Source organism: Nocardiopsis listeri (assembly GCF_020741345.1).
Taxonomy (GTDB): domain Bacteria; phylum Actinomycetota; class Actinomycetes; order Streptosporangiales; family Streptosporangiaceae; genus Nocardiopsis; species Nocardiopsis listeri_A.
Window position 1 is genome coordinate 1 of sequence record NZ_DYZD01000069.1, and the last position, 17597, is coordinate 17597.

Consider the following 17597-nt stretch of genomic DNA (forward strand, 5'->3'; position numbering starts at 1 on the left):
ACCACAGGGCGACCTCGTGCACGGCCGAACGCACCTTCGGGTTCTCCCAGTTCAGGTCGGGTTGGGAGGGGCTGAACAGGTGGAGGTAGTACTCTCCCCGACCCTCGTCGTAGGTCCAGGCGGGGCCGGAGAACACCGAACCCCAGTTGTTGGGCGGGCCGCCGTCGCGACCGGGACGCCAGAAGTAGAAGTCCCGCTTGTCGTGGTCACCCTCCCGGGAGGCGGTGAACCAGGGATGCCGGTCGCTGGTGTGGTTGACGACCAGGTCCATCACCAGGCGCATGCCGCGCTCGTGCAGCCCGTCCCGTAGCCGGTCCCAGTCCTGGAGGGTGCCGAATCGCGGGTCGATGTCGGTGTAGTCGCTGATGTCGTACCCGTTGTCCTCCCACGGGGAGGGATAGACCGGGGACAGCCACACCACGTCCACCCCCAGCAGCTTCAGGTAGTCGAGTCTGTCGATGATCCCGGGCAGGTCCCCGATCCCGTCACCGTTGCTGTCGTTGAAGCTGCTCGGGTAGATCTGGTAGACGACACTGGACTTCCACCACTCGGCACCGGCCTCGGGCATGGGCTTCCTCCCCCACTGGACGTTGCGACCATTCAATCGGTCCGACCGCCCGAGCGGGAGGGGAACGGCCACCCGGAACGAGAATCCGGTTGAAGCGGGTGGTTCACCGGGAATATCCCGGTCCGGACCACTCGAGGCAGCAGGAGGACCCATGTGTCTACACGGAACCGGTGAGACCGTTCGTTCGCGCACGGAAGGGGTCGCGACCGGTCCCGCGTCGACGCGGCCTTCGGACGCGCGTTCGTGGCCCGGCGGATTCGGGCGGGTGGTGGACCTCAGCCACACCATCTCCCCCGACATGCCGTCCTGGGACGAGGTGAAACCGGCCCGTGAGACGTTGAGCCCGCCCGCACCGGACGGTGAGTTCGGGTTCTACCTGCAGCGGTGGAGCTTGACCGAGCACACCGGGACCCACCTGGACGCGCCCGGACACGTGATCGGCGGCGGGCGACTGGTGCCCGACATCGCACCCGAGGAGCTCGTCGTGCCGGCGGTGGTACTGGACATCCGGGAGCGCGCGGCGCAGGACCCCGACACCACCGTGGAGGTGGACGACGTGCTCGCGTTCGAGCGCGAACACGGTCCGGTCCCCGAGGGCGCGGCGGTGTTGATGTGTTCGGGGTGGAGCGCCAAGTGGGCCGAGGGCGACACGGCGGTGCGGGGCCTGGACGAGGACGGTGCCCGACACTTCCCCGGTTTCTCACCACAGGTGTGCGAGTTCCTGGTGGATCGGCGCTCGGTGGCCGGTTTCGGGGTGGACACCTTGAGCAGCGATCCGGGGAACTCGACCGACTTCCCCGCCCACGAGGCGATCGGCCGCGCCGACCGGTGGGGGTTGGAGGCACTGACCGGGTTGGACCGGCTGCCACCCGTGGGCGCGACGCTCACCGTGGGGGTACTGCCCGGCCTGGACGCCTCGGGCGGGCCCAGTCGGGTACTCGCGCTGTGGTGAGAGGGTCGATCAGTTCCGGAATGGGGGAATCTTCGGGTCGGGGGTCCACTCCAGCAGCATGATGGTCGCGTCGTCGGTGAAACCGTCACGCTGGTGGGTGTGGATGGAATGGATCAACCGTCGCAACGTCTCCGGTGCCGGCTCGTCTGCGGAGGCGGCCCTGGTGACGAATTCAGCGAAGCGCTCCAGACCGAACATGCGCCCGTCGGTGTCGTACGCCTCGATGACACCGTCGGTGTAGAGCAGCACCTGGTCACCGGGTTCCAGGGCCATCTGATGAACGGCGCGCGGAGGGGTGTCGGGGATGACACCGTCGAGCCCGAGCGGCAGTTCGGGCGGGCGGTCCATGGCCCCGGGGACCAGGCGTCTGCCGCGGATGAGCAGCGGGGCCGGGTGCGCGCAGTTGGCCCAGGTGAACAGTCCGGTGGACAGGTTCAGGTCGGCGAAGACCGCCGTGCAGAATCGTTCGGGCAGCCAGTTGATGAGCGCCTTCTCCACGCCGGCGGTGAGTTCGCTCAGTTCGGCGCCGCTACGACGGGCACTGCGAGCGCCGGCCATGGCCACCGACGCGGTCAGCCCGGAGGCGAGGTCATGTCCCATCGCGTCGAGGATGACGGCGTGCAGGGTGTCGCGGGTGATGGAGTGGTCGAAGGCGTCGCCGCCCAGTTCGTAGGCGGGTTCGAGGACGGCGGTGGAGATCCCACGTGCGGTTCCGAGGGTGCGCGGCGGAAGGAAGGCCCGCAGCATCTCGGTGCGCAACCGCACCGGCCGGGCTCGGGTGCGGCGGACGTAGGTGTCGCTGTAGGCGCGCTTGGACGTGATGACCAGGGCCAATAGCGCGGCGAGGGTCTGGCAGCGGCGGAGGGTGGGTTCGTCCAGCCTGGAGGTGCGGATGTGCAGGACCCCGATGCGGTCGGCTCCGTCCTTGAGGGGGAGCCAGAGGCTGAGTTCGTCACCACCGCCCTCGGCGAGCCGCAGGGTGTCGTGCCGGTAGGCCTCCCCGGCGACGGTGCCGTCGATGTCGAGGATGGGCCCGCCGGTGAGCGGCACCAGCAGGTGTTGTTGCAGGTCGACCAGGTGAACGGTGATCTTGCCGAGCCCGATGGCGGTGCCATAGCGGTCAGCGGCCTCCAGGACTTCGATGGGTCCGCACGCGTGCACGGACCTGAGCAGTTCCTCGAAGAGGAGTTCACCCTCGCTGAGCGGAATCACATCGTCCACGCCCGCACCTCCCGCAACATTCAGTGTCACACCGGAACGTTTCGTCACCCGGTGTTCCCACTCGCGTGTCCTTGAGTGGTTCGAAGGCATATACCCCCAACGGGAGTCAACTTTGGTTGACTTTCCGGAAATGTCAACCCAGGTTGACTCACCGAGGGCGCGAAACCGCTCCCGGCACCGGGAAGGAACACCGTGAACGTCGCCTTCGACCACCACGATCCGCACAGGAACCCGGGCCCCTGGCACGGTTGCCGTCCCATCCGCGCGATCGGGACCTGGGGTTGGACGACGCACAGGCGGAGACGACGCACGCCCTACTGGACGCGGGCGTCGTCCCGGCCCTGACGGAGGCCGAGCGCTCCTCCGACCCGAACCGGCCCGACCGGGACCACTCGGAACGAACGTTCGCTCAGCCCTCGATCGCCCCACCCGCCCGCACGACGTCGGCGGCGAAGGCGGCCACCGCGTGGCCCGCGCCCCGCCCTTCGGCCCGAGCGACGATCCGGCCGCCTTCGAGCGACAGCGCGGACTCGGTCTCCGCGCCCGGGTCGACCACGCCGGCCGCGGCGGCGACGCCGGGCTCCAGCACGATCCGCGCCCGGGGCCACGACCGGGCCGGGAAGGCCCGGGACAGGTGACACCGCAGTTCGGCGACGACCAGCCGGATCAGCGGCAGGAGTTCGCCCGGATCATCGGTGACCGGCACCAGGGTGACCGGCACACCCTCGGGTGCGGAGCGCAGGGCCTCCTCCAACGCCTCCAGACGGTGCGGCCCGAGCACCACCACGATCCCGGCGTCCACCGTCACCGATTCACGGGTCAGCAGGTCGAACCCGGCGGGCGCCGCCCAGGGTTCGTTCGCGGCCCGAGCGGGTGGGACGTGGGCGATGTGCGGCAGCGGCCAGGCGTCCTCCAGGTCGAGTCCGGCCAGGTGCTCACAGGCACGGATGACCGTGAAGGGGTCGGTGAAACCGGGCGCCGCGGCGGCGAGCCGCCCGGCCCCGTGCAGCGTGGTGAGCACGCTCTGCGCCACCCGGACGCGGCGACCGCCCGGGGCCAGGTGTTCCAGGGCCATGCCGAGCAGGACCGACTCCAACATGGTGAGTCGAGCGAAGGTCGCGCTCACCCTGGCGTCGGCGGTGATCTCGGCCATGACGTCGGCGCCCGCGCGTTCGTCGCCACCGATGGGCAGTCGGGCCACCCAGGAGCGGGCGAAGTCACCCAGGGCCCGTTCGACGGTGGTGACGCCGACCTTCCCCGGCGGGGCCTCTTCGGCGGCCTGGGCCAGGGCGGCGAAGTACAGCGCGCGCTTGCCCGGGAAGTTGGAGTAGACGGCCCCGCGGGTGAGTTCGGCGCGCGCGGCGATGCGGTCGACGCCGGTGCCGCGGAAGCCGTGTTCGGCGAACTCCTCACGGGCCGCGGCGAGCACCTTCGCCCGGTTGCGTTCCTGCTGTTGGGCCCTGTTGAGCCGAACCATCGTCCTCCTAGCCGCGGTGTGACACCCATCCTACGTTGAGATACCTCCAGCACTCGGATACCTTTATCATTCAGATGGCAACATCATTTGAAATTGAGCACTGCTGCGAAAGCGAGTGAGGAACCATGACCGACCACGCCTTCCAGGCCCGGGGGCTGGTGAAACGGTTCGGGAGGACCACCGCGCTGGCCGGGGTGGACCTGTCGGCCCGACCCGGTTCCGTCCTCGGCGTCCTTGGACCCAACGGGGCGGGCAAGACCACCGCCATCCGAATCCTGGCCACCCTCGCCCGTCCCGACGAGGGCACCGCCACCGTCGGCGGGCACGACGTGGTCCGCGAGGCGGCCCGGGTTCGCCGACTCATCGGGCTCACCGGGCAGGGCTCCATGCTCGACGAGGAGCTGACCGGCCCGGCCAACCTGGTCCTCATCGGTCGGCTCCTGGACCTCGGCAGGGCCGGGGCCACCGATCGCGCCCACGAACTCCTCGAACGGTTCGAGCTCACCGACGCCGCCCGACGCCCGGTCTCCACCTACTCCGGAGGGATGCGGCGCCGGCTGGATCTGGCGGCCTCACTCGTGGGCCGACCCCACGTGGTCTTCCTCGACGAACCCTCGGTCGGCCTGGACCCGGGCAAACGCGAGGAGCTGTGGCGCATGGTCCGCGACCTCACCGCCGAGGGCACCACCGTCCTGCTCACCACCCAGTATTTGGAGGAGGCCGACACGCTGGCCGACACCATCGCCGTGATCGACCACGGCCGAGTGATCGCCGACGGCACCCCGGCCGAGCTCAAACGCTTGGTCGGCGGGCAGGCCGTCTCACTGCGCCCCACCGACCCCGCCCGTGTTCCGACCGCCGCTCTGGCCATGGAACGGGTCGCCGGCCGCGCGCCCGACCACACGGGCGGCCACACCCTGACCATCCCGGTCGAGGGCGAAGCCACCGCCTGGGAACTGGCTCGTGCCCTGCGCGAGGCGGACGTACGCGTCACCGAGTTCTCCCTGCACCTGCCGGGTCTGGACGAGGTGTTCTTCGCCTTGACCGGCGCCTCTCGGAACACCCACGAGGAGGAGACCGCATGAGCGTCCCCACCACGCCCCGGCGACCCGCGGCCCTGCCCCGGCACAGCCTCGTGCTGGCCCGGCGGAGCCTCGCCAAGTCCCTGCGCGATCCGGGGAGCCTGGTCAACGGGGTGATGACCCCGGCGATCTTCATGGTCCTGTTCGTGTACCTGTTCGGCGGGTCGGTGTCCGGGTCCACCGACGCCTACCTGCAGTACCTGTTCCCCGGGGTGCTGGTGATGGGCGCGGGCATCGCCGGGATGCTCTCCTCCGGGCTCACCATCAACATCGACATGAAGAAGGGGGTCTACGACCGGTTCCGCAGCCTGCCCATCGGCAGATCCGCCCCGTTGCTCGGTTCGGTCCTTGCCGACCTGGTCCGGTACGTGATCACCGTGCTGATCCTGTTCGCCATCGGGTTCCTCATGGGGTTCCGGGTGGAGACCGACGCGGTTTCGGCGATCGCCGCCTCCGCCCTGGCTATCGGCTTCGGGTTCGCGCTGAGCTGGGTGATGGTGTTCCTGGGGGTGCTCATGCGGGACGAGACCGCCGTCATGGCGTTCACCTTCATCGCGATCCTGCCCCTGCTGCTGGGCACCAGCATGGCGGCGCCGGTGGAGACCCTGCCCGGCTGGCTGCGGAGCTGGGCGGAGATCAATCCGGTCACCCACGTGATGGACGCCGCCCGGGCACTGCTCACCGGGACACCGATCGGGGACACCGTCACCTGGACGCTGGCCTGGTCGGCGGGGTTGGTGGCGGTGTTCGCCCCGTTGTCGGTGTGGGCGTTCGACCGTGAACGCTGACGCCGGTGCTTCCCGGTCGGTGCGTCCGCATCCGTCGGGAAGGCCCTCCCTCGGCCTCGTCTCAACATCCAAAGTGGCCGAACGGTAGGGGTTGTGGCCCTTGGGTGGTCGACACGAGGACGGTGGCACACGGGTGGTCCCAGAGTACGGCGGCGACCCGCCACCGCCCTACCCGTACCGCCCCGACGTCGACCACCCATTGCGCGCGTCCGTGGGCAAGACCCGCGCCCGTTGGGAGGCCGGCCACGACGATCTGCCCGCAAAGTGGCGGCTGTGGCGGCTGTGGCATCCGTTGGCGTCCACTCGCCCCGAGGCGCCGAAGGAGGCTCTGCGCGCGGGTCGGATCGCGCCGCACACGGCGGTGTGGCCCAACGAGGCCTCCACCGGCAGGCTCCGACACCTGGGCGGCCCTCTGGCCTGGGCCTCTCACCTGTACCGAAACCAAGGGGTCCGGACCACCGCCGACGGGTACTCTCCGCGGACCTCGCGGAACGACGATCCCGCGACCTGGTGACCGTGCTGACCGCGTCCCTGTCCTTGTTCGCCGCGAGCGGTTTCTCGGTGTTCTCGCTCTGGCCGGACCCACTCGGCGCGGCCGTCATGAGCCTGGGCATGGTGTATACGTTCCTGGCCTTGGCCTACCGAAGTCACCGAAAGAACCAGCGTCGCCACCTGGCCGGCCCGGGGGTCCCGGACCGACCGGTCTCCGCCGGCCACGAAGACGCGAAAGGAACCGACATGGACCTCAAGCACCACCACGTCGAAGTGAACGGGCTGCGGTTGCACGTGGCCGAGCAGGGCGAGGGCCCGCTCGTCCTACTACTGCACGGCTTCCCGGAGAGCTGGTACTCCTGGCGACACCAGTTCGCCCCGCTGGCCGAGGCCGGATACCGGGTGGTCGCCCCCGACCAGCGCGGGTACGCGCGCAGCGACCGGGCTGCGAACGTGGACGAGTACTCCATGCCGTATCTGGTCGGTGACGTCGTCGCGTTGATCGCCGCGTTGGGCGCCGAGGACGCCGTGGTGGTGGGTCACGACTGGGGCGCCCCGGTCGCGTGGACCACCGCGCTGCTCCGCCCCGACCTGGTGCGGGGCGTGGTGGGTCTGAGCGTGCCGCCCTTGCCGCCGGCGGGCATGCCCTCGGTCGAGTCCTCCCGAAAGATCTACGGGGACCGCTACTACCAGGCCTATTTCCAGGAACCGGGCCGGGCCGACGCGGAACTGGCCGCGGACCCGGCCGCCACACTACGCCGGTTGCTGGTCACCGCCTCCGGCGACGGCCCCTCCCCTGAGCCCGTGCCATGGGTCGTCCCCGAGGGCGCGGGCGTGGTGGACTCCCTGCCCGAACCACCCGAACTGCCCGCCTGGTTGACCGCCGCGGACCTGGCCGTGTTCGCCGAGGACTACTCCGCCCCGGACGCCTTCACCGGGCCACTGAACTGGTACCGCAACATCGACCGCAACCAGGGGCTGATGGCGGCGTTCCAGGGGCTGCGGATCGAGGCCCCCGCACTGTACGTGGTGGGCGACAAGGACATGGTCACCGCGTTGAAGGGCGTTCCGGAGTTGCGGGAGATGCTGCCGCACATCGTGCCGAAGCTGCACGCCGACCTCACGCTGCCCGGCTGCGGCCACTGGACCCAACAGGAGCGCCCCGAGGAGGTCAACGCGGCCCTGCTGGACTTCCTCGCCGCCCTCTGATCCGCCCCTCCCTCTCCACGGCTCCACGCGAGCCCCAGGCGCCGCGTGGGCCCGTGGGGCCCGACACCCCGTTCGGCTGAGGGGAGGTCGGCCTCACGCGGCTTCGGCCCGATCGTGATCGAGCACGAGACCCGGGCGAGCGCCCTACGGAGGCCGTGTACCCCACGACCGGGCCGCCCCCTTTCACCCCGCGGCAGGTCCCGATTCGGAGCGCAGTCCCGCGACGCCGTCGAGCACGACCGCGAGGTGGGCCTCGAACACGGTTTCCGGGTCGCGGGCGAACATGCTCCTGCCGGATGCCGCGACCCTGGGGTGGGACTCGGACCCGACGCGCTCATCGCGCACGGCGATCGAGTATCGGTCGTCGGTCGACTGCGACCGGGCCTGTTCCTCGATGCAGTGCCCGACGACGAACCCGGTGATGATCGCGTAGGCGTCGGCCGTGGCCCGCACCGGAAACCCCTGGGACTCCATCCACGCCAGACCGGCCTCCTGGTCCCGCAGCACTTCGGGGTCGGTGAGGTAGGTGCCGCTGAAGGCCCGCGCGCCATCGCGATGGGCGAGGAGCCCGTGCCTGGCCGCCCGCGCGTATTGGGCGAGCGCGCCGCGCCAGTCCCCGTCCGCCCGGACCTCGGAGGAGACGCGCGCGATCCCGGTCCACACGCGCGTGCCCATCTCGTCGAGCAGCTCCTGCTTGTCGCGCACGTGCCAGTACAGCGCCGGTGCCTTCACCCCCAGTCGCTCGGCGAGGGCGCGCACGGTGAGCCCTTCCATGCCCCGGTCGTCCAGTACGCCGAACGCGGCGTCCACGATCGTCTCCCGCGTCAGTCCCTTGGTCATGCTTGACAGTTTAACGATGTTAAGGACAGGCTGGACTCAGCCTTATTTAACGGTGTTAAGGAGCGGACATGAAGGCGGCGATCATCAACAACGCGGGCGCGGACGCACAGTACGGTGACTTCGCGGATCCCGAGCCGGTCGAGGGCGAGTCGAAGCTGCGGATGCTCGCCGCCGGCGTCCACCCGATCGTGCGCGCTCTCGCCGCGAACAGCCACTACGGCGGTGAGGGCGTCCACCCGCTCGTCCCCGGCGTGGACTGCGTCGCACGAAGCGAGGACGGCGTGGCCCGTTACGCGGGGGACGTCAGGGCGCCCTGGGGCACGATGGCCGAGAACGTGGCGGCGCGCATCGGACTTCCACTACCGGACGGCGCCGACCCGGTCTCGGTCGCGGGGGCCCTCAACCCCGGCATCAGTTCGTGGCTGCCGCTCACCGCCCGCGCTCGTGAGGTCGAAGCCCTCGGCACCGTCCTGGTCGTCGGCGCGACGGGGGTCGCAGGACGGATCGCCGTGCAGAACGCCTTCGCCCTCGGTGCCGAACGCGTGGTCGGCCTGGGCCGTGACAAGGACAGACTGGCCAAGGTGGAAGACCTTGGCGGCGTCCCGATCCCGCTCGCCGACGGCCCGGACGCCGTGAGCAAGGCACTGGCCGGGACGTCGCCTTCCCTCGTGCTGGACTACCTGTGGGGCGGCGCGGCCGAAACCGTCTGGGGCGCGCTCGAAGGTCGTGGCCTGGGGGAGGACGACGCCGACATCCTGCACGTCGAGATCGGGACGATGGCCGGAGAACGCGCTTCGTTGCCGGGCGGGCTCCTGCGCAGCCGACGTTTCACCGTGCGGGGGTCCGGCGCGGGCTCCGCGCCCATGGCCGAGATCATGGCCGCGCTTCCGGTGTTCATGGAGAAGGTCGCGTCGGGCGAGGTCGTGGCACCCGTGGAGGTCTTCCCGCTGTCGCGGGTCGACGAGGCCTGGGCCTACAGGGGTCCCGACCGCGCCGTCGTCGTCCCGGACTGATGCCCGCCCGGATCGACCGGGTCTCCCCGGGCGGGCAGAGCGCTCACGTACTTCGCCTCGCCGCGTCTCGGGGCGGCCCGGGCATCACGGCGGCCTCTGGGCGACAGCCGGATTCGGATGCGTGACGGCGACCGTGCCCCTGGTCGCCGCTGTCAGCTCACGGCCTGCTCGACCAGCGCCCTGAGCCGCTTCTCCGCATCCTCGCTGAGCTCGGTCAACGCGAAGGCCGTCGGCCACAGGCCGCTGTCGTCGTCCAGGGCGGCCTGCTCGGAGAACCCGAACGTGGAGTAGCGTTCCTTGTCCATCCGCCCGCTTCGGAAGTAACACACGACCTTCCCCTTCCTGGCGTAGGCGGGTTGGCCGTACCAGAGCTTGGGGGCCAGGTCCGGGGCGGCGGTCGTCACCAGGGCGTGCACCCGCTCGGCCAATACACGGTCCGATTCCGGCATCGAGGCGATCTTGTCCCGTACGTCCCGCGCGTCGGCCGCGGCCTTGTCCGCGCCACGACCCCGGCGGGCCTCCTTCTTCTTCTCCGCGACCCGTTGCTTCAGGGCCGCGCGCTCCCATTCGGAGAGTCCCCGCTCCGTGGTGTCCTTGTTCTCGGCGCTGCTCATCACTGTCCCCATGTCGGTCGTACCGTGTCGTGACTCTCACGGTAAAGACCCGGGCCGAGCGAGGCTTCTCGATTCCTGATCGACACGCGGCGGGTCGCCCCCAGAAGAAACGACGGAACGACCCGGCGAGGTGGACGAAGTCCCCGAGCAAGGTCGTTCCGGAGTGAAGTGGGCGCGAAGGGACTCGAACCCCTGGCCTATTGCTTGTAAGGCAATTGCTCTAACCAACTGAGCTACGCGCCCGGTGCGTCGCGAGAGATCATACCGCTTCGCGGCGCCGGGTGCGCCCGGTTTATCCGTTCAGGGCCCGAGCCCGCTCAAGGTACTCGGTCACGTCCCTGGCCCGCCCTGTCGGTGTGAGGACCGACCAGACGACGGCACCCTCGGAATCGATGAGGAAGGTTCCTCGACGGGCGACTCCTCGTTCGGGATCGAACACCCCGTAGGCCTGGGCGGTGGCGCCGTGCGGCCAAAAGTCCGACAGCAGCGCGAACGGGAAGTCCTCCCGGTCCGACCAGGTGCGCAGGGCGAAGGTGGAGTCCACCGAGACCGCCAGCACGGTGACGCCGAGCTCCTCGAACCCGGCGTGGTTCTCCTTCAGGTCGGCGAGTTCACCCGAGCAGATGCCGGAGAAGGCCAACGGGTAGAAGACCAGCAGCGCGGGTCCGCCCCGCGGCAGGGTGGTGTCCTGGCCGTACTGGTCCTGAAGGGTGAACGCGGGGGCGGTGTCGCCCACGGTGATGTGTCTCATGTTCACGTTCGTTCGGTTCGGCGCACAGGCCGGTGCCGGCGCCCGCCGAGTGGCGGGCGCCCTGCCACGTCTTGGCCCGTTACCGCTTGGGGACGACCAGGCGGGTGCCCGACCACTCCTCACCGATGCTGACCGCACTGGTCTGGGACAGCCCCGAGGTGTTGGCCGCCTCGGCGACGTCGTTGGGGGACACGTGCAGCTCACGTCCCGCCTTCGGGGTCAGGACCAGGATGGTCCCGCCGTCGGCGATGGTGGTCACCGTGTCCATCAGGGCGTCGGTGAGGTCGTCTTCCTCGTCGGACCGCCACCACAGAAGTGCGGCGTCGACATCGCCGTCGTAGTCCTCGTCGACCAGCGCCTCGCCCGTGAGTTCGGCGATGGAAGCGCGCAGTCCCTCGTCGACATCGTCGTCGAAGCCGAATTCCTGCACCACCTGACCCGGCTTGAATCCGAGTCGGTCAGCCAAGCCGCGTTCGCTCTGTGCCTGGCCCGCGGTCGCGCTCACGAAAGTTCTCCTCCACAGATGGTTCTTATCAATCTTGTCTGCCGAAGCAGTTGTCACAACGATGTCGGGCTTTTCGCCGCCCGTCGCGTGGGTCCGTAACCATCGCTGATGGCCTAGTTCACACGGTAGTGCCTTCTCGCGTCAACGCGCCGGCGATCTCGCCACACTTCGGGCACCGTCCACGCCGTCTAATCGGTATTGAGGTAGGACAGCCGGACCTTGCGGTCGGGGTTGTCCACGTTCAGGTCGACGACGGCGATGGACTGCCAGGTACCCAGTTCGAGTCTGCCCCCGACCACCGGAACGGTGGTCTGTGGAGCGACGTAAGCGGGCATGACGTGCGATCGCCCGTGTCCCTTGGTGCCGTGCTTGTGACGCCAACGGTCGTCCGCCGGAAGCAGGTCTCCCAAGGATGCGAGTAGGTCGTCGTCGGACCCGGCGCCCAGTTCGATGATCGCCACGCCCGCCGTCGCGTGCGGGACGAAGACGTTGAGCAGTCCGTCGCCGCCGGTCTCGGCGACGAAGTCACCACACTGCCCGGTGATGTCGGTGATGCTCTCCGAGCCACCGGTGTGCAGCTCAAGGATCTGTGTCCGCATAGCGCCCACCTTCGCGCAGCACGGGCTCGGGTGCAACCATCCGCCGTGAACCTGTGGATGACGGAACCCTCCCGAAGGGGCCATACTCGTCGTCAACGTGCACGGACATGAACGAAAGAAGGGACAAAGGTGACTGTCTCGTTACGTCTGGGGCCGCAACTGCGGCATGTGGGAACTTCCACAGCTACGGTGTGGGTGGAGACCGACGCCCCCTGTGACGTGCGGGTTCGGTTGGAGAACGGCATGGTCTCCACCGCGCGGACCTTCACGGTCCACGGTCATCACTACGCCGTGTGCGAAATCGAGGGCCTGCCGTCGGGCGCCACCCTTTCCTACGAGGTTTTCCTCGGTGAGGACCGGGTCTGGCCCGAGCCCGACAGCCCGATGCCGCCGAGCGTCGTGCGCACCCTGGACCGGGCTGCGCGGACCCGATTGCTGTACGGGTCGTGCCACACCCCCACAGGTGACACCCCCGAGGGGCTGGTGCGCTACGGCCCGGACCTGCTGCGCGCCACCGCCCGGCGCCTGGCCACCGAGCCGGTGGACGGAAACCTGGTGCTGCTGCTCATCGGCGACCAGGTGTACGCCGACGAGATCCAGGAGTCGATGCGCGCCTACCTGCGACGGGCGCGCGAACACGACGCCGACGACGTCCCCGACGACGAGGTGGTCCGCTACGACGAGTACGCCGAGCTGTATCGGCAGGCCTGGTCGGACCCGCAGGTGCGGTGGCTTTTGTCGACCGTGCCCACCCTGATGGTCTTCGACGACCACGACATCCGCGACGACTGGAACACCTCCGCCGCCTGGCGTCGCTCCATGGACGAGCGACCATGGTGGCGAAGACGGGTCACCAGCGGGCTGGGCGCCTACTGGGTGTACCAGCACGTGGGCAATCTCTCCCCGGAGGATCGATCCAAGGACCCCTTGTGGGCCGAGTTGAAGGACCACGCCGAACGCGAGGAGGACGCCGCCGAGGCGGTCGACTCCTTCGCCTGGCGAGCGCACGCCGAGCCCTCCTCCTATCGGTGGAGCCACCGGCACGACATCGGCGACGTACGGGTGTTGGTGACCGACACCCGTTGCGGCCGCGCGCTGGGCGAGGGCGACCCCTTGGACGGCTCTCGGTCGATCCTCGGGCCGCAGGGCCACACCTGGCTGGACGAGAACCTCACCGGCGGCCCTGAACACGTCGTGGTGGCCTCCACCGTGCCCGTGCTCCTGCCGCCCGCGGTGCACCATCTGGAGGCCTGGAACGAGGCCGTGTGCGGCGGCGCCTGGGGGTCGGCCCTGAAGGGACCGGCGGAGAAACTGCGTCAGGCCCTGGACCTGGAGCACTGGGGCGCCTTCCAGTACTCCTTCCACCGGCTGGCCGACGCGGTCCTGGAGGTGGCCCGCGGGGAGCGCGGCCCGGCCCCGGCCACGGTGCTGCTGCTCAGCGGGGACGTGCACTTCTCCTACCTGGCGCGGGCACACGCCCGTTCCGGCAGGACGACCTCCCGGGTGACCCAGTTGGTCTCCTCGGCCCTGTGCAACCAGTTGCCGATCAACTTCCGCCGGGCGGCCGCCCTGTCGGCGAGCGCGCCCCTCCACCTGGCGGGCGTGGTCATGACCGGTCTGTCCGGGGTCAAGCGCGGCCCGCTGCGGTGGCGGTTGGCCGAGAAGCCCTACTTCGGCAACACCATCGGCGAGGTGGACTTCGACGGCCGTGAGGCGTGGGCGCGTTGGTACAACTGCCCGCAGGGCGGTGACGCCGCCCTGCCAGAGGTCCGACGTTCGGTGGAGCTGTGACAGGGGCCGAACACACGTGTGGTGGCGCCCCGGGGTCGGGACACCACCACAGGCGGTCGTTCTAGGGCTTGTGCGAGGGCGGTCGGCGGCCGGCATGGCCACGACGACGGTTGCGCACTCCCAGGCCGAGGGCACCGCCCTGGTCCAGGATCTGGCGGGCGGCCCGGCCGACCGTGGCGCCCGGACCCGTGGGAGAGGGCGTCACCTCGTTCTCGGCCGACTCGGCCGAGGCGCCCTTCTCGGCCTCACCCTTCTTCGCCCGTTCCTCGGTGGGCTCGTCCTTCACGGACTCGTCCCGTGCCTGCTCCAGGTGCGGAATGAGAGCCGTGGGCTCGTTGTCCGCGTCATCCTCCGGAAGCGCCCGCAGCTTGCGCGTGCGCTGCAACGTCCCGTCCTGGGCCTTGTCCCCGTCGTCCTCGACGACGGGCCTGGTCGGCTCGGTCGGGTTGGCCCGCTCCGTCTCCACGGCGTCCTTCCAGGCCTTGTCCTGCTCCTGGTCCTGGATCTTCTGCTGGGCCAGACGACGGGCGCGTTCGGTGCGCCAGGCACGGAAGGAACGGGCCAGGGGCGTGGCGATGGGCCAGGTCACCTTGGCCGGACGCGACAGAGCGTGCCACAGGTAGGCGGTGGTGCCCCAGGCCTCCATGGCCCGGCGCGCCCGCGTGATGGTGAAGAAGGTGGGCATGGCCAGCAGCAGTTGCGGCCAGGCCAGGAGCAGTGCGGCGAACAGCGGGTACATCCCACCGCCGATGATCGCTGCGCACGCGCCGATGACCATCGGGGCCAGCGCCAGGGCCAGTCTGAGCTGGGTGAACTGACGGAAACGGTGCAGGGACCGTCGCGCCGAGACCGGCGGTGCCAGCCCTTCCGGCAGCGGTGTGGGCTGCACGACGGTGGCCAACAACAGCGAGGCCACGCCCACGCTGGCGGCCAGAAGGATCGTCCACCCGGGCGCGGAGAAGGTACCTCCCACCAGGAGGTAGACCAGCCCCAGAAGAGGAAGCGGAGCCGGGACCCAGAACAGGACCCGTCTGCGAAGCTCGCCCTCCTGTGTGGGCTGCAGAATGAAATCGATCACCGGGCGTAGTACCCGAAACCTCTTCCTCGGTCGCTCGACCACTGCGTTGGACCCCCCAAGAACGTCGTGACGGAGCGGTGCGGGGAACCTCGCCCGAGGGTTTTCGTCGCCTCTCGGTTCGACCCGCAACCTGCCCGTATCAAATCTATCTCTTTCGCGTAGTCCCCGGGCGCACACGGTCGGTAACAGACATACCCGACGCTGGTGAAACTTCCATAAGAGAGTCGATTTACCAGGCAACGATCAGGTTACGACGGATCTCGGCCGCTGTCTCGACCTTGGCTGATTCCGGTCGGGCGAGGGATCAGGATCGGGTTTCGGACAACCTTCCGAGGGCAACCGCCACACGCAGGACGAAGGAGCCCCGACCGTCCGACGGAATGTGTCCGGTGAGTTCGGCGATGCGGCTGAGGCGGTAGCGCACCGTGTTCGGATGCACGAAGAGCATGCGCGCGGTGGCCTCGAGTGAGGACGCGTGCTCCAGGTATACCGAGAGCGTGTCCAGCAGTGGGGAGCCGGCCCCCTGCAAAGGCAGGTACACCTCCTCCACCAACTGGCGGCGCGCCTCGGTGTCGCCTTCGAGGGCGCGTTCGGGCAGCAGGTCGTCGGAGAGCACCGGTCGGGGCGCGTCGGGCCAGGCCACCGCCGCGCGCAACCCCTGGACGGCGGCGCGCACCGACGTCCCGGCCGAGCGCAGATCGGGGACGGCGGGGCCGACCACCACCGGCCCGGGGCCGAAGAGACCCGCCAGGGGTTCGGCGCCCGCGGCGGGCAGGTCCTCCAGCGGGTACCGGTCGCCCACGCCCACGACGACGACCACGCGGCTCCCCTGCAGTCCGGCGAGCACGTCATGGCCCAACCGTCGAGCGGCGGCCCGCAGGTCGTCCATGGCCTTGCCGCCGTCCCGGTCGCCCAGATCGCCGACGATCGCGATCACCGGGGTGTGCGACCATCCCAGGGCCGAACCCCAGGTCTGCAGACCGTCCTCGCGGTCCCCGTGCAGCAGGGCGTCGACGATGAGCGCCTCCAGACGCGCGTCCCAGGCTCCTCGGGCCTCGGCCGCGCGAGCGTAGACCTTCGCGGAGCTGAACGCGACCTCCCGCGTGTATCGCAGGATCGCCTCGCGCAGTTGCTGGGCGCCGCCGGGGGCCGCCAGGTCGTCGACCTGTCCCTCCACCACCTCGATGACCACTCGGATCATGTCGACGGTCTGTTGGAGGGAGACCGAACGGGTGAGTTCGCGCGGGGCCGTGCCGAAGACCTCTACGGTGATGGCGGGGCGGCCTCGTTGCGGGTTGCGGAACCAGTCCACGAAGGCGGCCACCCCGGACTGGGCCACAAGCCCGATCCAGGACCGGTCCTGGGCGGACATCCTGCGGAACCAGGCGAGCCGCTCCTCCATCCGGGCCACGGCGGCGGTGCCCAGGGATCCCATGGAGCGCTCCAGTCGGCGCACGGTCTCCGTACGGATCTCGTCCGGTTCGACGGCGGCCGACGTGTCCGCGCCGTCCTCCGGGTGGTCCTCGGGTTGCCTGGCTTCGGTGTTCACGTTCCTAGGTTCGCATCCCGCACCGACCCGTTCGGGGCCTCACCCCCCGTGTCGGCGGTCACCCCTTCGCCGGGAGGTGGTCGGCCCACCACTCGGCGCAGGCGCGTACGGTCGGAAATGGTGACCTCTTCCACCGGTTCCGGGTCCTCGCAGACGACCTCGAGCCGGTTTTGTGGATCCCCTACAAACGAGTTCGAGCGAACTTCGTGTCCCTCCCCATCCAACTGGTGATCTCCTACAGGGCAAGGTTGATGTCGTGCTTGTAATCGTTGCTCCCGGCCAAGGTGCCCAGGTTCCCGGTTTCCTCTCCCCGTGGCTCGAACTTCCCGGTATGACCGAGAAGTTCGCCTCGTGGTCGGAGGTGGCCGGGCTCGACCTGGTGCGCTACGGCACCACCGCGGACGCGGACGAGATCCGTGACACCGCCGTGGCCCAGCCGCTCCTGGTCGCCGCGGGGTTGGCCACCGCCAACGCCATGCTCGAACAGCTCTCCGGCCCCGAGGCTCCGCTGCCCGCCGACCCGTCCCACGTGGACGCCGTCGCCGGTCACAGCGTCGGCGAGTTCACCGCCGCCGCGATCGCCGGCGTGCTCTCTCCCAAGGACGCGCTGGCGCTGGTGGCCGAACGCGGCCGCGGCATGGCCGACGCCGCCGCGCGCGGCGAGACCGGCATGACCGCGGTCCTGGGCGGTGTCCGCGAGGACGTCCTGGCCGCGATCGAGGCCGCGGGGCTCACCCCCGCCAACGACAACGGTTCCGGGCAGATCGTGGCCGCGGGCACCACCGAGCGGTTGGCCGCCTTCGCCGAGAACCCGCCCCACCGCGCCCGCACGCGTGCGCTGTCGGTGGCGGGTGCCTTCCACACCGAGCACATGGCCCCGGCCATGGAGCGGGTGCGCGAGGCCGCCGCCAGGACGAAACCGTCCGACCCCACCGTGCGCCTGCTCTCCAACGCCGACGGCGCCGTGGTCGACAGCGGCGCGGAGTACCTGGACCGCCTGGTGTCGCAGATCTCCTCCCCGGTCCGGTGGGACGCCTGCACGCAGACCCTCGCCGACCTCGGCGTGAC

The 17597-nt window shown here is 69.9% G+C and carries 18 protein-coding genes and 1 tRNA gene; 8 read left to right on the forward strand and 11 right to left on the reverse strand.

Going from position 1 to position 17597, the window contains the following annotated elements; genetic code table 11:
• Positions 1 to 568 (reverse strand): alpha-amylase family glycosyl hydrolase (locus K8V84_RS04480; protein ID WP_304070761.1); only part of this gene is annotated, 568 nt, incomplete at its 3' end.
• 151 nt (positions 569 to 719) lie between these two features.
• On the opposite strand from K8V84_RS04480, the gene K8V84_RS04485 reads away from it, so the two are divergent.
• Positions 720 to 1520 (forward strand): cyclase family protein, encoded by an 801-nt coding sequence (locus K8V84_RS04485; RefSeq protein WP_304070763.1) that lies wholly within the window; start codon positions 720 to 722, stop codon positions 1518 to 1520.
• Positions 1521 to 1529: 9 nt separating this feature from the next.
• Here the strand turns inward: K8V84_RS04485 and K8V84_RS04490 are convergent, their stop codons facing one another.
• Together K8V84_RS04490 and K8V84_RS04495 are read right to left on the reverse strand one after the other, a co-directional pair.
• Positions 1530 to 2741, reverse strand: coding sequence for a PP2C family protein-serine/threonine phosphatase (locus K8V84_RS04490; RefSeq protein ID WP_304070765.1), 1212 nt, complete (start codon positions 2739 to 2741; stop codon positions 1530 to 1532).
• A 409-nt stretch (positions 2742 to 3150) separates the two neighbouring features.
• Positions 3151 to 4218, reverse strand: coding sequence for a helix-turn-helix domain-containing protein (locus K8V84_RS04495; protein ID WP_304070767.1), 1068 nt, complete (start codon positions 4216 to 4218; stop codon positions 3151 to 3153).
• 125 nt (positions 4219 to 4343) lie between these two features.
• Between K8V84_RS04495 and K8V84_RS04500 the strand changes: the two genes are divergently transcribed.
• The 4 genes from K8V84_RS04500 to K8V84_RS04515 all read left to right on the forward strand — a co-directional run bounded on the left by K8V84_RS04500 (position 4344) and on the right by K8V84_RS04515 (position 7789).
• Positions 4344 to 5303, forward strand: a complete 960-nt coding sequence (locus tag K8V84_RS04500; protein ID WP_304070769.1) for an ATP-binding cassette domain-containing protein — start codon at positions 4344 to 4346, stop codon at positions 5301 to 5303.
• Complete coding sequence (locus K8V84_RS04505; RefSeq protein WP_304070771.1) at positions 5300 to 6088, forward strand: ABC transporter permease; 789 nt, start codon at positions 5300 to 5302, stop codon at positions 6086 to 6088. The genes K8V84_RS04500 and K8V84_RS04505 overlap by 4 nt, the downstream gene beginning before the upstream one ends.
• 133 nt (positions 6089 to 6221) lie before the next feature.
• Positions 6222 to 6602 (forward strand): hypothetical protein, encoded by a 381-nt coding sequence (locus tag K8V84_RS04510; protein ID WP_304070774.1) that lies wholly within the window; start codon positions 6222 to 6224, stop codon positions 6600 to 6602.
• A gap of 224 nt (positions 6603 to 6826) precedes the next feature.
• Positions 6827 to 7789 (forward strand): alpha/beta hydrolase, encoded by a 963-nt coding sequence (locus K8V84_RS04515; protein WP_304070804.1) that lies wholly within the window; start codon positions 6827 to 6829, stop codon positions 7787 to 7789.
• Between the two features lie 183 nt (positions 7790 to 7972).
• Here the strand turns inward: K8V84_RS04515 and K8V84_RS04520 are convergent, their stop codons facing one another.
• Positions 7973 to 8629 carry a TetR/AcrR family transcriptional regulator C-terminal domain-containing protein gene (locus tag K8V84_RS04520; RefSeq protein WP_304070777.1) on the reverse strand — a complete coding sequence of 219 codons (657 nt, stop codon included), beginning with the start codon at positions 8627 to 8629 and terminating at the stop codon, positions 7973 to 7975.
• 68 nt (positions 8630 to 8697) lie between these two features.
• On the opposite strand from K8V84_RS04520, the gene K8V84_RS04525 reads away from it, so the two are divergent.
• Complete coding sequence (locus K8V84_RS04525; protein WP_304070781.1) at positions 8698 to 9642, forward strand: hypothetical protein; 945 nt, start codon at positions 8698 to 8700, stop codon at positions 9640 to 9642.
• A 152-nt stretch (positions 9643 to 9794) separates the two neighbouring features.
• On the opposite strand, the gene K8V84_RS04530 is transcribed toward K8V84_RS04525, so the two are convergent.
• The 5 genes from K8V84_RS04530 to K8V84_RS04550 all read right to left on the reverse strand — a co-directional run bounded on the left by K8V84_RS04530 (position 9795) and on the right by K8V84_RS04550 (position 12111).
• Positions 9795 to 10256 (reverse strand): DUF1801 domain-containing protein, encoded by a 462-nt coding sequence (locus K8V84_RS04530; RefSeq protein ID WP_304070785.1) that lies wholly within the window; start codon positions 10254 to 10256, stop codon positions 9795 to 9797.
• Positions 10257 to 10425: 169 nt separating this feature from the next.
• Positions 10426 to 10499: transfer RNA gene (locus K8V84_RS04535), tRNA-Val, on the reverse strand.
• Between the two features lie 49 nt (positions 10500 to 10548).
• Positions 10549 to 11007, reverse strand: a complete 459-nt coding sequence (locus tag K8V84_RS04540; RefSeq protein WP_304070788.1) for a peroxiredoxin — start codon at positions 11005 to 11007, stop codon at positions 10549 to 10551.
• 79 nt (positions 11008 to 11086) lie between these two features.
• Positions 11087 to 11512: a DUF3052 domain-containing protein gene (locus K8V84_RS04545; protein WP_304070790.1), complete on the reverse strand. Its 426-nt coding sequence runs from the start codon at positions 11510 to 11512 to the stop codon at positions 11087 to 11089.
• A 188-nt stretch (positions 11513 to 11700) separates the two neighbouring features.
• Positions 11701 to 12111 (reverse strand): YjbQ family protein, encoded by a 411-nt coding sequence (locus K8V84_RS04550; RefSeq protein WP_304070792.1) that lies wholly within the window; start codon positions 12109 to 12111, stop codon positions 11701 to 11703.
• A 129-nt stretch (positions 12112 to 12240) separates the two neighbouring features.
• Between K8V84_RS04550 and K8V84_RS04555 the strand changes: the two genes are divergently transcribed.
• Positions 12241 to 13902, forward strand: a complete 1662-nt coding sequence (locus K8V84_RS04555; RefSeq protein WP_304070795.1) for an alkaline phosphatase D family protein — start codon at positions 12241 to 12243, stop codon at positions 13900 to 13902.
• A gap of 61 nt (positions 13903 to 13963) precedes the next feature.
• Here K8V84_RS04555 and K8V84_RS04560 read toward each other — a convergent pair whose 3' ends face one another.
• The gene (locus tag K8V84_RS04560) at positions 13964 to 14980 is read right to left on the reverse strand and encodes a hypothetical protein (RefSeq protein WP_304070797.1); all 1017 of its coding nucleotides are present in this window, start codon (positions 14978 to 14980) and stop codon (positions 13964 to 13966) included.
• Positions 14981 to 15284: 304 nt separating this feature from the next.
• A complete protein-coding gene (locus K8V84_RS04565; RefSeq protein ID WP_304070799.1) occupies positions 15285 to 16529 on the reverse strand; it encodes a helix-turn-helix domain-containing protein in 1245 nt (414 codons plus the stop codon).
• 256 nt (positions 16530 to 16785) lie between these two features.
• Here K8V84_RS04565 and K8V84_RS04570 point away from each other — a divergent pair.
• Positions 16786 to 17597: ACP S-malonyltransferase (locus K8V84_RS04570; protein WP_304070802.1), on the forward strand; the 812-nt coding region annotated here is incomplete at its 3' end.